This window comes from Streptomyces sp. NPDC048411 (genome assembly GCF_040704695.1).
Lineage (GTDB): Bacteria > Actinomycetota > Actinomycetes > Streptomycetales > Streptomycetaceae > Streptomyces.
Genome location: NZ_JBEZKL010000015.1, coordinates 18,095 through 31,967 on the forward strand (window position 1 = coordinate 18,095; position 13,873 = coordinate 31,967).

Sequence of the window (13,873 nt, forward strand, 5' to 3'; positions counted from 1 at the left end):
GTGGGTCGGCACACGCTGAGCTACCGTGCGACCGACAAGGCGGGCAATACCTCGCCGGTCAAATCGGTCGAGTTCACCGTGGTGGCGCCCGAGCCGCCGAAGGACACCACGCCACCCGACACGTCGGCGACGGTGTCGGGGACGAAGGACTCCGCCGGGAACTATGTGTCGAGTGCGACCGTCACAGTGACCGCTTCGGATGCGGAGTCCGGTGTGGCCGGGATCGAGTATTCCCTCGATGGCGCGTCATACGGTAACTACGCGGCGCCGGTTGCGGTGAACAGTGTGGGTCGGCACACGCTGAGCTACCGTGCGACCGACAAGGCGGGCAATACCTCGCCGGTCAAATCGGTCGAGTTCACCGTGGTGGCGCCCGAGCCGCCGAAGGACACCACGCCGCCGCAGGTGTCGGCCTCCGTCTCCGGCACGAAGAACGACTCCGGTGACTACGTCGGCAGTGCGACGGTGACGGTGACGGCTTCGGACACGGGGTCGGGTGTGGCCGGGATCGAGTACTCCCTCGACGGCGGCCCCTACCTGCAGTACTCCGCACCGGTGGTGATCGACAGAGCCGGGAGCCACACCTTGCTCTACCGGGCCACCGACAAGGCCGGCAACACGGCCACGCCGCAGTCGCTGTCCCTCACCATCGTCGACAGCAAGCCGCCGACCAACTGTCCTGAAAGGGACGACCGCTCCACCGTGTTCCTCGGCTCGATCAACACCGGTGTCCCGAACCGCGTCACGACCAACGGCTGCACGGTCAACGAGCTGATCGAGGATCACCGGACCTGGAACAACCATGGCGCGTTCGTCTCACACGTCGGGGAGATCGTCGCGACGCTGCGGAAGGAAGGGGTCCTCGACCAGCGGGAGGCCGCCCTGATCAAGAAGGCGGCCGGCCAGTCCGACGTCGGCATGCCGAACCACGGTCGCACCGGTCGCTGAGTCAAGGCCGGGCGGTGACGCCGCCTGAGCCGTGTGCCTCGGCCGGCTGCGGCAGCGTCCCGCCGAGCGAACCGGACAGCGCACCAAAACCGATGGGGTGGAGAGCTGGACGGCTCCACCCCATCGGGCCTGGCCGCCTCTGCAAGAGCCTGGGCGGCAACGAGACTGCGCTGCTTCGAACCGGCTTTGTCCATCTGCTGATGAAAGTCCTGTAACGGCGCACAAGTTTCTTTTGCCGCCGACGGCACGGTGCTACGGTCCGGTGGAAGTCGCACCCCCAAGCACCGGGCATGCGAACAGCTCTGACCACGACGGGGGCGGCGTGAGGAGTACGACCGTTCGACCGGCCAATATGCATCAGGCCCGGCTGCTCCGCCTCCTGCGCGACCTCGGCCCGCAGTCCCGGGTTGCCCTGGGGGACCTGGTCGAGCTGTCGCGCTCCAAGCTCGCGTTCGAGATTGACCGGCTGCTGGAAACCGGTCTGGTCGTCCCGGACGGCCTCGCCGCCTCCCGCGGCGGCCGCCGCTCGCACAACGTCCGGGTCGCCCCGACGCTGCGGTTCCTCGGCGTGGACATCGGCGCCACCTCCGTGGATGTCGCGGTCACCAATGCCGAGTTGGAGGTCCTCGGCCACGTGGCCGAGCCGCTGGACGTGCGCGACGGCCCGGTCGGGGTCTTCGAGCGGGTGCTGGCGCTGGTCCGCACGCTGCGCGAGGCGACGTCGGCGGAACACTTCGACGGTGCCGGGATCGGCGTGCCGGGGCCTGTCCGGTTCCCGGAGGGTATCCCCGTCGCGCCGCCGATCATGCCCGGGTGGAACGGCTTCCCCGTCCGCGAGGCGATGAGCCAGGAGCTCGGTTGCCCTGTCCTCGTCGACAACGACGTGAACCTGATGGCCCTGGGTGAGCAGCAGGCCGGCGTCGCCCGGTCCGTACGTGACTTCTTGTGCGTGAAGCTCGGGACCGGCATCGGCTGCGGCATCGTCGTCGGCGGCGAGGTCCACCGCGGTATCACCGGCAGTGCCGGCGACATCGGCCACATCCAGGTGGACCCGGACGGGCCGCGGTGCGCCTGCGGCAACAACGGTTGCCTGGAGGCCTACTTCGGCGGGAACGCCCTCGTACGCGACGCGACCGTGCTCGCCCAGTCCGGCCGCTCGACGGAACTGGCCGGACGGCTCGCATCGGCCGGGAGGCTGACCCCCGAGGACGTGTCGGCCGCCGCGGGCGCCGGGGACGCCGCGGCCCTGGATCTGATCCGCTGGGGAGGCAACCGTACCGGTCAGGTCATCGCCGGCCTGGTCAGCTTCTTCAACCCCGGCCTGGTGGTCATCGGAGGAGGGCTCACCGGACTGGGCCACAACCTCCTGGCGAGCATCCGCACCCAGGTCTACCGTCAGTCGCTGCCGTTGGCGACCGGCAACCTGCCGATCGTGCTCGGCGAACTCGGCCAGGTCGCCGGCGTCGTCGGCGCCGCCCGGCTGATCAGCAACCACATCTTCTCACCGGCCTGACGCGTCGATACGCGGCCGGAACCCGTGGTGAGACGGGCCCCAACCTGTGGGTGGGCGGGGCCCTGCTCGCCACCGCCTTCCTGCCGGTGTTCCTGTCCCCGGTCCGGAACCGGCGAACCTTCCCGGAGGAGGCCGCCCGGCCGAAGGAGGTTCCCGAGGCCTGCAGACCTGTACGCCCCGCGCGCTGACCCCACCGCCCTCGCCGCGGCCCCGTCGACAGGGCCACCGCGGATCCGATCACCGAGGCAGCGACGACGGCCGAGAAGGAGCCGCGCACCCGAGCCCCGCCGCCGACCGGAGCCCCGCCGTGATCAAGCCGGGGAGATTTCGGTCACATCTCCCCGACACCGACCCACGCCGACAGCGCAGGCGTATCGTCCCGCCCGTGACCGGATCCCGCACACAGGTGACGAGAAAGATCATCCTGATGATGTCGGTGTCCCTCGACGGATTCATCGAGGGACCCGACCGCGACATCGGCTGGCACCTCGTCGACGAAGAACTGCACCATCACTTCAACGAACAGCTCAGCACCATGGGCGGCTTCCTCACCGGACGCGTCACCCACGAACTCATGGCGAACTTCTGGCCCACCGCCGACGCCGACCCCGCCAACGCCGGACCCGTCGCGGACTACGCCCGAATCTGGCGGGACATGCCCAAAACCGTGTTCTCCCGGACCCTGGAAACCGCCGACTGGAACACCACCGTCCTCCACGAAGTCGACCCCGAACAGATCAGGGCACTCACCGCACAGCCCGGCGGCGACCTCGCCCTCGGCGGCGCCGATCTCGCAGCGGCCTTCCGACAGCACGACCTGATCGACGAATACCGGATCTACATCCACCCCGTACTCATCGGACGCGGCAAACCCCTGTTCCAGGCATCCGACACCAGAACCGGCCTCCACCTCGCCGGAACCCACACCTTCGGCAACGGAGTCGTCCTCCTCCACCACCGGCGCGCCGACCCCACCCCACCGGAAACCACCCCAGGACACTGACCCCACGAACCCGCCTCGTGGAACCGCCCCACGACCCCGCGCCGCCGACCCCGCCCCGCGCACGCACCCCGCGCACACGCACCATCTCAGCCCTGCGAGAACCCACCTGTGCACCCCCCGCCCCATGCGGCAGAGTGGATCCATGTCCGTACTGACGCGCGATGAAGCGCAGACCCGAGCCCAGTTCCTCGACGTGGACAAGTACACGATCGACCTCGACCTGACCACGGGAGAAGACACCTTCGACTCCCGCACCGTCATCCAATTCACCGCACTCGCGGCCGGAGACACCTTCGTCGAGCTCAAGCCCGCCACCCTGCGCTCCATCACCCTCGACGGACAGCCCCTCGACCCCGCCGACCTCACCGAGAACCGGTTCCCCCTCACCGCACTCACCCCCGGCGCACACGAACTCCGCATCGACGCCGCCATGCGCTACTCCCGCACCGGCGAAGGCATGCACCGCTTCACCGACCCCACCGACGGCGAAACCTACCTCTACACCCAGCTCTTCATGGAAGACGTCCAACGCGTCTTCGCCGCATTCGACCAGCCCGACCTCAAGTCCGTCTTCGCCCTCACCGTCACCGCCCCCGAAAACTGCACCGTCCTCGGCAACGGCATCGCCGAACACACCGGCAACGGCCGGTGGACCATCGCCCCCACCCCATTGATCTCCACCTACCTCGTCGCCGTCGCCGCCGGCCCCTGGCACAGCATCACCACCCAGCACGCCGGACTGCCCTTCGGCGTCCACTGCCGCCGCTCCCTCGCCCCCCACCTCGACGCAGACGCCGACGAAATCCTCGACATCACCCGCGCCTGCTTCGACCGCTTCCACGAAAAATTCGACGAGCCCTACCCCTTCGACTCCTACGACCAGGCATTCGTCCCCGAATTCAACGCCGGCGCCATGGAGAACCCCGGACTCGTCACCTTCCGCGACGAATTCATCTACCGCTCCGCCGTCACCGACACCGAACGCCAAGTCCGCGGCATGGTCATCGCCCACGAAATGGCCCACATGTGGTTCGGTGACCTCGTCACCCTCGCCTGGTGGGACGACATCTGGCTCAACGAGTCATTCGCCGAATACATGGGCTACCAGACCCTCGCCGAAGCCACCCGCTTCACCGACACCTGGGTCGACTTCGGCGTCGCCCGCAAGGGCTGGGGATACGACGCCGACCAGCGTCCCACCACCCACCCCGTCGCCCCCGACCCCGCCGCCGTCCCCGACACCGCATCCGCGATGCTCAACTTCGACGGCATCTCCTACGCCAAGGGCGCATCCGCCCTCCGCCAGCTCGTCACCTGGCTCGGCGAAAAAGACTTCCTCGCCGGCATCAACACCCACTTCGCCCGCCACAAATTCGGCAACGCCACCCTCGCCGACTTCATCGACAACCTCGCCTCCGCCACCGACCGCGACGTCCACGCCTGGGCCGACCAATGGCTCCGCACCACCGGCGTCGACACCCTCACCCCCCACGTCGAAGAAACCGACACCACCTGGTCCCTCACCGTCGACCACCACGGCACCCGCCCCCACCGCATCGCCGTCGGCGCCTACGACCACACCCTCGACACCCAGCCGGGCCCCGACCAACTCGTCCTCCGCGAACGCTTCGAACTCGACATCCCCCAGGACGGCACCCCCACCACCCACCCCGGCCACCGCCCCGCCCTCCTCGTCCTCAACGACGGCGACCTCACCTACGCCAAGATCCGCCCCGACACAACCTCCTGGAACACCGTCGTACGCAGCCTCTCCGGCATCCCCGACCCCCTCACCCGAGCCGTCATCTGGAACAGCGCCCGCGACATGGTCCGCGACGGCGAACTCGACCCCACCACCTACCTCGAAACCGCCCGCACCCACCTCCCGTACGAAACCGACCTCGCCCTCCTCCAAGGCGTCCTGACCTTCGCCGGCACCCAGATCGCCGCACGCTACGTCACCCCCGAAAACCGCCCCGCAGCGCTCGCCACCCTCACCGCCCTCTGCCGCGACCTCATCCGCCGCACAGAAGACGGCACCAACCCCGGCCTCCGCCTCACCGCCGTACGCCACCTCATCGACGCCGCCACCCAACCCGACACCATCCAGACCTGGCTCACCGACGGCACCGTCCACGGCGGACCCGAACTCGACCCCGAACTCCGCTGGCGCATCCTCACCCGCCTCGCCACCCTCGGCGCCACCGACGAAACCACCATCGCCACCGAACTCGAGAACGACCCCAGCGCCACCGGACAGGAAGGCGCCGCCCGCTGCCGCGCCGCCCTCCCCACCCCCGAAGCCAAAGCCGCCGCCTGGGACACCCTGTTCAACGACGACACCCTCTCCAACTACCTCTTCATCGCCACCGCACAAGGCTTCTGGCAAGCCGAACAAACCGACCTCACCAGCGACTACGTCCCCCGCTACTACCCCGACGCCACCCGACTCGCCACCCGTCGAGGCCCCGCCATCGCCGAAGCCGCCGGCCGTCACGCCTTCCCCGTCTACGCCATCACCGCCGACAACCTCCACCTCGGCGAACAAGCACTGAACGGCAACACCCTCACCCCCGCCCTGCGCCGCAAGCTCGCCGACCAGATCGACGACCTCCGCCGCGCCCTCGCCGTACGCAACGCCCACTGACCCCACAACCCCGCACCACCCCCACAACCACACACCGCACCACCCGTGCCCGGCCCACCCTCACCGAGGGGAAGCCGGGCACACCCATACCACCACCGCCCCCCACCACCACCCCCACAGCCACCACGCGTCCCCCTTTCGAGTTCAGATCACCGAGCTCACCGCCCACGCCACCAGAAACCCGGACAAGCTGACACGTCCACCCACGCGCACCCGGAGGAACCCACCACCATGCCCACCCCACCCCTCGCCGGAGGCACCACCGGCCCCACCGCCCTACGCCCCCTCCTCGACACCGTCCTCACCGCACTCCACGACGGAGCCCAACAACGCCACGGCCCCCTTCCCGCCGGCGGACCCCAAACCGTCACCGACCACATACACCAAGCCACCCACCCCCTCATCCCCGACCACGGCACCGGCCCCCACCACGCCCTCCGCACCCTCATCACCGCACTCACCCAAGGCGCCGCAGACCCCGCACACCCCCACTGCACCGCCCACCTCCACACCCCACCCCTCGCCCTCGCCGCAGCCGCCGACCTCGCCGCCTCCGCCCTCAACCCCTCCATGGACTCCTGGGACCAAGCACCCGCAGCCTCAACCCTCGAAACCGACACCACCACCGCACTCGCCGCCGAGATCTACCCCCACCAACCCCACCCCGACGCGCTCATCACCACCGGCGGCACCGAAGCCAACCAACTCGCCCTCCTCCTCGCCCGCGAACGCCACGGCCCCGTACAGACCCTCACCGGCGCCAACGCCCACCACAGCATCACCCGCGCCGCCTGGCTCCTCGGCCTCCCCGAACCCCACACCATCCCCGCCCCCACCGGCGTCATGGACCTCACCGCACTCGAAGAAGCCCTCACCCGGCTCCACAGCCCCCACCGTGCCCTCTTCGTAACCGCCACCGCAGGCACCACCGACACCGGCCAGATCGACCCCCTCGACGACATCGCCGACCTCTGCACCACCCACGGCGCCGAACTCCACATCGACGCCGCCTACGGCGGACCACTCCTCTTCAGCCCCACCCACCGCACCAAAATCCACGGCCTCGACCGCGCCCACAGCGTCACCCTCGACCTCCACAAACTCGGCTGGCAACCCGCATCAGCCGGCATCCTCGCCGTCCCCGACCACCACCACCTCCACCCCCTCCACCACCACGCCCCCTACCTCAACGCCCACGACGACACCCAAGCCGGCCTTCCCGACCTCCTCGGCCGCTCACTGCGCACCACCCGCCGACCCGACGCACTCAAAATCGCCGTCACCCTCCAAGCCCTCGGCCGCACCGGACTCGCCGACCTCATAGACCACACCATCAACACCGCCCACCAACTCGCCGACCTCATCACCCACAACCCCACCCTCGACCTCTACCAACCACCCACCATCACCACCGTCCTCTTCCGCCCCACCAACGCCACCGACCACACCGTCGCCACCATCCGCCGCACCCTCCTCACCACCGGCCAAGCCGTCCTCGGCCGCGCCCACGCCGACAACCACCTCTGGCTCAAAGCCACCCTCCTCAACCCCCACACCACCCGCCACGACCTCCAAACCCTCCTCGACCTCATCACCCACCTCACCCACACACTCCAGAAAGGCAACCCACCCCGATGACCGACCGACCCACCCCCGACCCCGGCCAGCCACACGACCTCGTCGGCATCGGCATCGGCCCCTTCAACCTCTCCCTCGCCGCCCTCGCCCACGGCATCCACCCCCTCGCCGCGACCTTCTACGAACAACGCCCCGCCTTCCACTGGCACCCCGGACTCCTCATCGACGGCTCCAGCCTCCAAGTCCCCTTCCTCGCCGACCTCGTCACCCTCGCCGACCCCACAAACCCCTGGACCTTCCTCAACTACCTACGCAGCCGCGACCGCCTCTTCCCCTTCTACTTCGCCGAGCGCTTCCACATCCAACGCGCCGAATACGACGCCTACTGCCGCTGGGTCACCGACCAACTCCCCGGACTCCACTTCAGCCACCAAGTCGACGTCATCCGCTGGAACCCCAAACGCACCCTCTACGAAGTCGACTTCACCCAACTCGACACCCACGGCGAAGTCGAAGCCCTCGGCCGCGCCTACACCCGCCACATCGCCCTCGGCATCGGCACCGAACCCTTCATCCCCGACCCCCTCAAACCCCTCGCCCAAGCCGAATCCGTCCCCGTCATCCACTCTGCCGACTACCTCCACCACCGCGAAGAACTCCTCCAGGCCGAACACATCACCGTCATCGGCTCCGGCCAATCAGGCGCCGAAATCTTCCTCGACCTCCTCCGCGCCCGCCCCGCCGGACACGAAAAACTCCACTGGCTCGCCCGCACCGGCGCTTTCGCCCCCATGGAGTACTCAAAACTCGGCCTCGAACACTTCACCCCCGACTACAGCCGCTACTTCCACGCACTCCCCGAATCCGTACGCGACGAACTCATCCCCCACCAATGGCAACTCCACAAAGGCATCGACGCCGACACCATCGCCGCCATCCACGACGAGCTCTACCGACGCACCCTCCACGGCGGCTGGCCCGACACCACCCTCACCCCCGGCGTCCACGTACGCACCGCAGGCCGCCTCGCCAACACCCGCGTCGAACTCCACCTCGAACACACCCAACAGAACACCCGCACCCGCCTCACCACCGACGCCGTCATCCTCGCCACCGGCTACCGCGAACGCCCCCTCGACCGCCTCCTCACCGGCCTCACCCCCCACATCCGCCGCGACGCCGCCGGACGACCCCGCATCGACAACCAGTTCCGCCTCGAACTCGACCCCACCGTCACCGGCAACATCTACGTACAGAACGCCGAACGCCACACCCACGGCGTCGGCGCCCCCGACCTCGGACTCGCCGCCTGGCGCAGCGCCACCATCCTCAACAACCTCACCGGGACCAACGCCTACCACCTCCCACAACGCACCGCCTTCACCACCTTCGGCCTCACCCCCCAGAACACCCCCCACATCCCCCACCAGCACCCCGCCCTCATCCCCCTCGCCCAAGGCAACTGACTCCCACGCCCACAACAAAAGGCGGCCGCCCCCTCAAAGAGGAGACGGCCGCCACACCCACCCGGCTGCTCATGCCGGGAGGGGCACTAGAACACCGGTACACCATCCCGCGTCAGCCGCCAGTCCACCGAAGCGAACCGCGCAACATCCACCGAACCCTTCGCCTGCACCCAGCCAATGATCGTGTTCCGGATCTCCTCCGAATTCGCCCACAGCTGCTTCGCACCCGGCACATGCGGGAAGTTACCCCCACCGCTCGCCCGATAATTGTTCACCGCCAGCACGAACTCCGCCGCCGGATCGATCGCCTTGCCCTCGAACGACAGATTCACAATCCGCGAACCATTCGGCTTCGCAATATCGATCTCATACGTCAGACCCGACACCGCGTCATAGTTGTAGTCCGGCGTATTGCCCGCATTCGTCAACTTCGCCGTATCCACCGGAGCACCCGCGGCCGTCTGCACGTAATACCGCGCCGAGAACTCCAGGTAATCCTTGATCTGCGCACCCGTCAGCAACCGTGCCTCAAGCGTGTTCTCGAACGGATACAGCCCCGCAGCATCCTTGATCGTCACATTCCCCGCCGGTATCTGCGCCGTACGGGAGAAACACGACGCCTGCGACAGCACAGGCAGCGACGCAAACGCGCCACCCGCCAGAGCCGCCTTCACCGTCTCCGCCTGAACCACATTGATCAGATCAATGATCGGCTCGTCCTTCCAAGCCGCCTCCGCCGTCGTCATCGCCGCCGTCGACGTACCGATCACCTGATTGACGTACGCCACAACCTTCTTGTGCTCATCCGCCAACAACCCCGTGATCTTCGGGTCCTCAGCCACCGTGTTCGAGTTCAACACCCGCGAACCCGCACGCTCCACCACCCAGCGACCCTTCTCCCACACCAGATCGAAGTCGAACAGCGTCAACCGCTGCCCCCACTTCAACGGCTCGGAGAGCACCACCTTCTTGCCCGTCTCCTTGTTCTCCACGAAGTACTCGGGGATCTCCAGGTGAGCATGACCGACCAGAATCGCATCGATACCCGGCACCTGCTCCGCCACCAGAGCCGCCGCGTTCTCCACGTACGGAACCTGATCACCGTACGACGACGTCCCACTGGTCCCCGAGTGCGCCGACACGATCACGACATCCGCCCCCATGGACCGAAGCCGCGGCACGAACTTCGCCGCCTGCTCCTCCAACCCCGGGAACACCATCCTGCCGCTGACATTCGCCTTGTCCCAGATCGCGATCCCCGGGTTCGTCAGACCCAGAATCGCCACCTTCACATCCGGACCGTGCGGCGTACGCATCCGCTTGATCACATACGGAGCGAACGCCGGCGTCAACGTCTTCGCATCCAGCGCGTTCGCACCCAGCAGCGGAAAATCACACTGCTCCTCGAACTTCCGCAGCACCGGAATGCCGTAGTTGAACTCATGGTTGCCCAGCGCCGCCGCGTCATACCCGATCGCGTTCATCGCCTGCGCCATCGGATGCACCGGACCACGCTTCGCCGTGATCGGATCGACCTTCGCGTAGTAGTACGACAGCTGTGTGCCCTGGATCGTGTCACCCGCATCGATCATCAGGGTGTTGTGACGGCCCTTCTCCGCACGGACCTGCTCCACCAGCGTCGAGATCTTCGCCAGACCCACATCGTTGTGCGCCTTGTCGTCGAACTCCTTGTCCGTGAAGTAGTCCCAGTTGAAGACATTCCCATGCAGATCGGTCGTTCCCATCACCGTGAACGCATACCGCTTCGGCGGACGCCCGGGACCAAGACCCTGAGCCTCGGCAGGCACAGCCACACCCCCAGCCAGCGCCACACCGGCCCCGGCCGCGGCCGATGTGCCCAGGAATGTCCTACGGTTCAGCGGCATTTCGTCTCCCACAGATCAGATCTCGCAGTACACAACGCGCGTAGATAATGACCCACCGGCCGCGCCACGCAACACCCCTTGCAGGTTTCTATCTGATGACCACACGGGTCGCACCCCCGATGCGACAGCGAACCCGTGACCAACACACCGGCCCCCTACGGCACCCCCGACCACCCCCGCGTCGCCGTCCGCGGCGAAGCCCGCCTCGAAGTCGACCCCGAAACCTCCCACATCGCCATCACCGTCACAACCCTGGGCAAAGACCGCCGAACAGCCCTCGAAGACCTCACCCGGCGGAGCAGAACCCGAAACACCCCCCGCCCTCGACCTCGAACCCCAACGGCAGACCGTCTACGCCCAGGTGAACGCCCGCTTCACCATGGCACCCCCAAAACTCTGAAAACAATGCTCATCAGAGCGCCCCGCTGCACAATTCAACACTTGTCAATAACCCTTCACCCAAAGGTTGTTGAGACGACACGCAGACCCAAATCGCTACCCGCAGGTAAGGTCTAGGGTCAAACCATGCGCCGAGCAAAAATCGTCTGCACCCTGGGCCCAGCCACCGACACATACGAGCAGATCAAGGCACTCGTCGAAGCCGGAATGGACGTCGCCCGCTTCAACCTCAGCCACGGCTCCTACGTCGAACACGAACAGCGCTATCGCCACGTACGCAAAGCCTCCGACGAAACCGGACGCAGCGTCGGCATCCTCGCCGACCTTCAAGGCCCGAAGATCCGCCTCGGCCGCTTCCGCGAAGGCCCCGTACTCCTTGAACGCGGCGACACCTTCACCATCACCGTCGAACCCATCGAAGGCGACCGCGACACCTGCGGCACCACCTACGAAGGCCTCCACACCGACGTCACGACCGGCGAACGCATCCTCGTCGACGACGGCCGCGTCACCCTCGAAGTCACCGACGTCGACGGCCCCCGCGTCCACACCACCGTCATCGAAGGAGGCATGGTCTCCGACAACAAAGGCCTCAACCTCCCCGGCGTCGCCGTCTCCGTTCCCGCACTCTCCGACAAAGACATCGAAGACCTCCGCTGGGCCCTGCGCACCGGCGCCGACGTCATCGCCCTCTCCTTCGTACGCAGCGGACGCGACATCGACGACGTCCACCGCATCATGGACGAAGAAGGCCGCCGCCTCCCCGTCATCGCCAAAGTCGAAAAACCCCAGGCCGTCGAGAACATCGACGACATCGTCGCCGCATTCGACGGCATCATGGTCGCCCGCGGCGACCTCGGCGTCGAAATGCCCCTCGAACACGTCCCCATCGTCCAGAAGCGCGCCATCAAGCTCGCCAAGCGCAACGCCAAACCGGTCATCGTCGCCACCCAAATGCTCGACTCGATGATCGACAACTCCCGGCCCACCCGAGCCGAAGCGTCCGACGTCGCCAACGCCGTCATCGACGGCACCGACGCCGTGATGCTCTCCGGCGAGACCAGCGTCGGCAAATACCCCATCGAAACGGTCCGCACGATGTCCCGCATCGTCGAAGCAGCCGAGGAAGACATCCTCGCCAAGGGCCTGCCCCCGCTCACCGACCGCAACAAGCCCCGCACCCAGGGCGGCGCGGTCGCCCGGGCGGCCGCCGAGATGGGCGACTTCCTCGGCGCGAAGTTCCTCGTCGCCTTCACCCAGAGCGGCGACACGGTCAAGCGCCTCTCCCGCTACCGCTCACCCATCCCACTCCTGGCCTTCACCCCGGACCCGGCCACCCGCTCCCAGCTGACCCTCACATGGGGCGTCGAGACCTTCCTCGGCCCGCACGTCGACTCCACGGACGCGATGGTCGCCCAGGTCGACGAGGAACTCCTGCGGATCGGCCGCTGCGAGAAGGGCGACATCGTGGTCATCACGGCCGGCTCCCCGCCGGGCGTCCCGGGATCGACGAACCTGGTGCGCGTGCACCACATCGGCGAGGACGACAGCCCCAAGTAAATCGGTCGTCAGTGCTTCGGCCCGACGTGAGCGTCCATGAGGGCGACGGACGCCCGTCGGGCGACGGAGATGTTGTACGCCTTGCCTGCTCGGGTGCAGTGCGTCCATGTGACCCCGAGCTTGTCGAGTGTGTCCGTGTAGAGCTGCCTGATGTCGTCCGAGACATTGGTGAACATGTAGCGCGGGTACTCGTAGCGCTTGCGGACTCCGCCGACCATGCGGATCGTCCAGTTCGTGTTCCGGCAACCATCGGAGTGGATCAGCCCCCGGACGAAGTCCCAGGGGTACGCGTCGACGATCTCTTGCTGCCAAGGTTCGAGGGCGATGAGCCGTTCGTGCTTCTTGCCGGGGCCGTGCTGCGGGAAGGCGCATGTCCAGTGTTTCGTATAGGACTTGACCTCGACGCAGCCGTTTCGTTGTCGTTGCCCGGTCCGAGGCGCGGGCATCACCCGGCGCATCGCCGATTCCGCTTCGATGATCAGGCCCGGCCAGGCATCACCGCAAAAGATCGACAGGTGATGCTGCTTGGGCTTCGAGGTGATGTGCCCATCGCCGAGATAGAGCCCGAGTAGATACGCGTAGGCCGCCTGGTCGAGGTCGCGGCCGGTGCATATCGGGCAATCCGTCGGCTGCTCGTACTTCACTCCGCGCCGCTTGCGGTCCTCGTGCAGCCACCAGCCGATGGTTCCGCGGGGCACGTTGAGGCGTTCTGCAACCGCTCGATTGGTTGCGCCCAGCCTCAGGAGGGTGAGCGCTTCGTCGCGTATCGAAGGATTGTGCTGTGCCATGACACGGATCTTTGCCTGAGCTTCGCGTGTACGCGCCCACATCGAAGATGCGTTCACCGGCAAGAATGAAGATCGCCAACCGGCT

At 67.3% G+C, this 13,873-nt stretch carries 9 protein-coding genes and 1 pseudogene; 8 read left to right on the top strand and 2 right to left on the bottom strand.

Annotation, left to right across the window (positions count from 1 at the left end; genetic code table 11):
* The 6 genes from AB0915_RS08440 to AB0915_RS08465 form a co-directional block, all read left to right on the top strand.
* Positions 1-948: Ig-like domain repeat protein (locus AB0915_RS08440; protein ID WP_366690337.1), on the top strand; the 948-nt coding region annotated here is incomplete at its 5' end.
* 352 nt (positions 949-1,300) lie between these two features.
* The gene (locus AB0915_RS08445) at positions 1,301-2,461 is read left to right on the top strand and encodes an ROK family protein (protein WP_366690338.1); all 1,161 of its coding nucleotides are present in this window, start codon (positions 1,301-1,303) and stop codon (positions 2,459-2,461) included.
* Positions 2,462-2,846: 385 nt separating this feature from the next.
* Complete coding sequence (locus AB0915_RS08450) at positions 2,847-3,464, top strand: dihydrofolate reductase family protein (protein WP_366690339.1); 618 nt, start codon at positions 2,847-2,849, stop codon at positions 3,462-3,464.
* Between the two features lie 142 nt (positions 3,465-3,606).
* Positions 3,607-6,111 (top strand): aminopeptidase N, encoded by a 2,505-nt coding sequence (gene pepN / locus AB0915_RS08455; RefSeq protein ID WP_366690340.1) that lies wholly within the window; start codon positions 3,607-3,609, stop codon positions 6,109-6,111.
* Between the two features lie 231 nt (positions 6,112-6,342).
* A complete protein-coding gene (locus AB0915_RS08460; RefSeq protein ID WP_366690341.1) occupies positions 6,343-7,749 on the top strand; it encodes an aminotransferase class V-fold PLP-dependent enzyme in 1,407 nt (468 codons plus the stop codon).
* On the top strand, positions 7,746-9,155 hold the full coding sequence (locus AB0915_RS08465) for a SidA/IucD/PvdA family monooxygenase (RefSeq protein WP_366690342.1): 1,410 nt from the start codon (positions 7,746-7,748) through the stop codon (positions 9,153-9,155). Before AB0915_RS08460 ends, AB0915_RS08465 begins: the two co-directional genes overlap by 4 nt.
* 86 nt (positions 9,156-9,241) lie before the next feature.
* On the opposite strand, the gene AB0915_RS08470 is transcribed toward AB0915_RS08465, so the two are convergent.
* On the bottom strand, positions 9,242-11,041 hold the full coding sequence (locus tag AB0915_RS08470) for a 5'-nucleotidase C-terminal domain-containing protein (RefSeq protein WP_366690343.1): 1,800 nt from the start codon (positions 11,039-11,041) through the stop codon (positions 9,242-9,244).
* Positions 11,042-11,176: 135 nt separating this feature from the next.
* Here AB0915_RS08470 and AB0915_RS08475 point away from each other — a divergent pair.
* Positions 11,177-11,341: pseudogene (locus AB0915_RS08475) on the top strand (SIMPL domain-containing protein); the annotation flags it as partial.
* Positions 11,342-11,566: 225 nt separating this feature from the next.
* Positions 11,567-13,000 carry a pyruvate kinase gene (gene pyk, locus AB0915_RS08480; protein WP_366690344.1) on the top strand — a complete coding sequence of 478 codons (1,434 nt, stop codon included), beginning with the start codon at positions 11,567-11,569 and terminating at the stop codon, positions 12,998-13,000.
* 8 nt (positions 13,001-13,008) lie between these two features.
* On the opposite strand, the gene AB0915_RS08485 is transcribed toward pyk, so the two are convergent.
* Positions 13,009-13,788 (bottom strand): helix-turn-helix domain-containing protein, encoded by a 780-nt coding sequence (locus tag AB0915_RS08485; protein WP_366690345.1) that lies wholly within the window; start codon positions 13,786-13,788, stop codon positions 13,009-13,011.
* Positions 13,789-13,873 lie beyond the last annotated feature (85 nt).

Coding starts and splice junctions, on each gene's coding strand:
- AB0915_RS08445 (WP_366690338.1), top strand. CDS start 1,301: ATGCATCAGGCCCGGCTGCTCCGCCTCCTGCGCGACCTCGGCCCGCAG.
- pepN (WP_366690340.1), top strand. CDS start 3,607: ATGTCCGTACTGACGCGCGATGAAGCGCAGACCCGAGCCCAGTTCCTC.
- AB0915_RS08460 (WP_366690341.1), top strand. CDS start 6,343: ATGCCCACCCCACCCCTCGCCGGAGGCACCACCGGCCCCACCGCCCTA.
- AB0915_RS08465 (WP_366690342.1), top strand. CDS start 7,746: ATGACCGACCGACCCACCCCCGACCCCGGCCAGCCACACGACCTCGTC.
- AB0915_RS08470 (WP_366690343.1), bottom strand. CDS start 11,041: ATGCCGCTGAACCGTAGGACATTCCTGGGCACATCGGCCGCGGCCGGG.
- pyk (WP_366690344.1), top strand. CDS start 11,567: ATGCGCCGAGCAAAAATCGTCTGCACCCTGGGCCCAGCCACCGACACA.
- AB0915_RS08485 (WP_366690345.1), bottom strand. CDS start 13,788: ATGGCACAGCACAATCCTTCGATACGCGACGAAGCGCTCACCCTCCTG.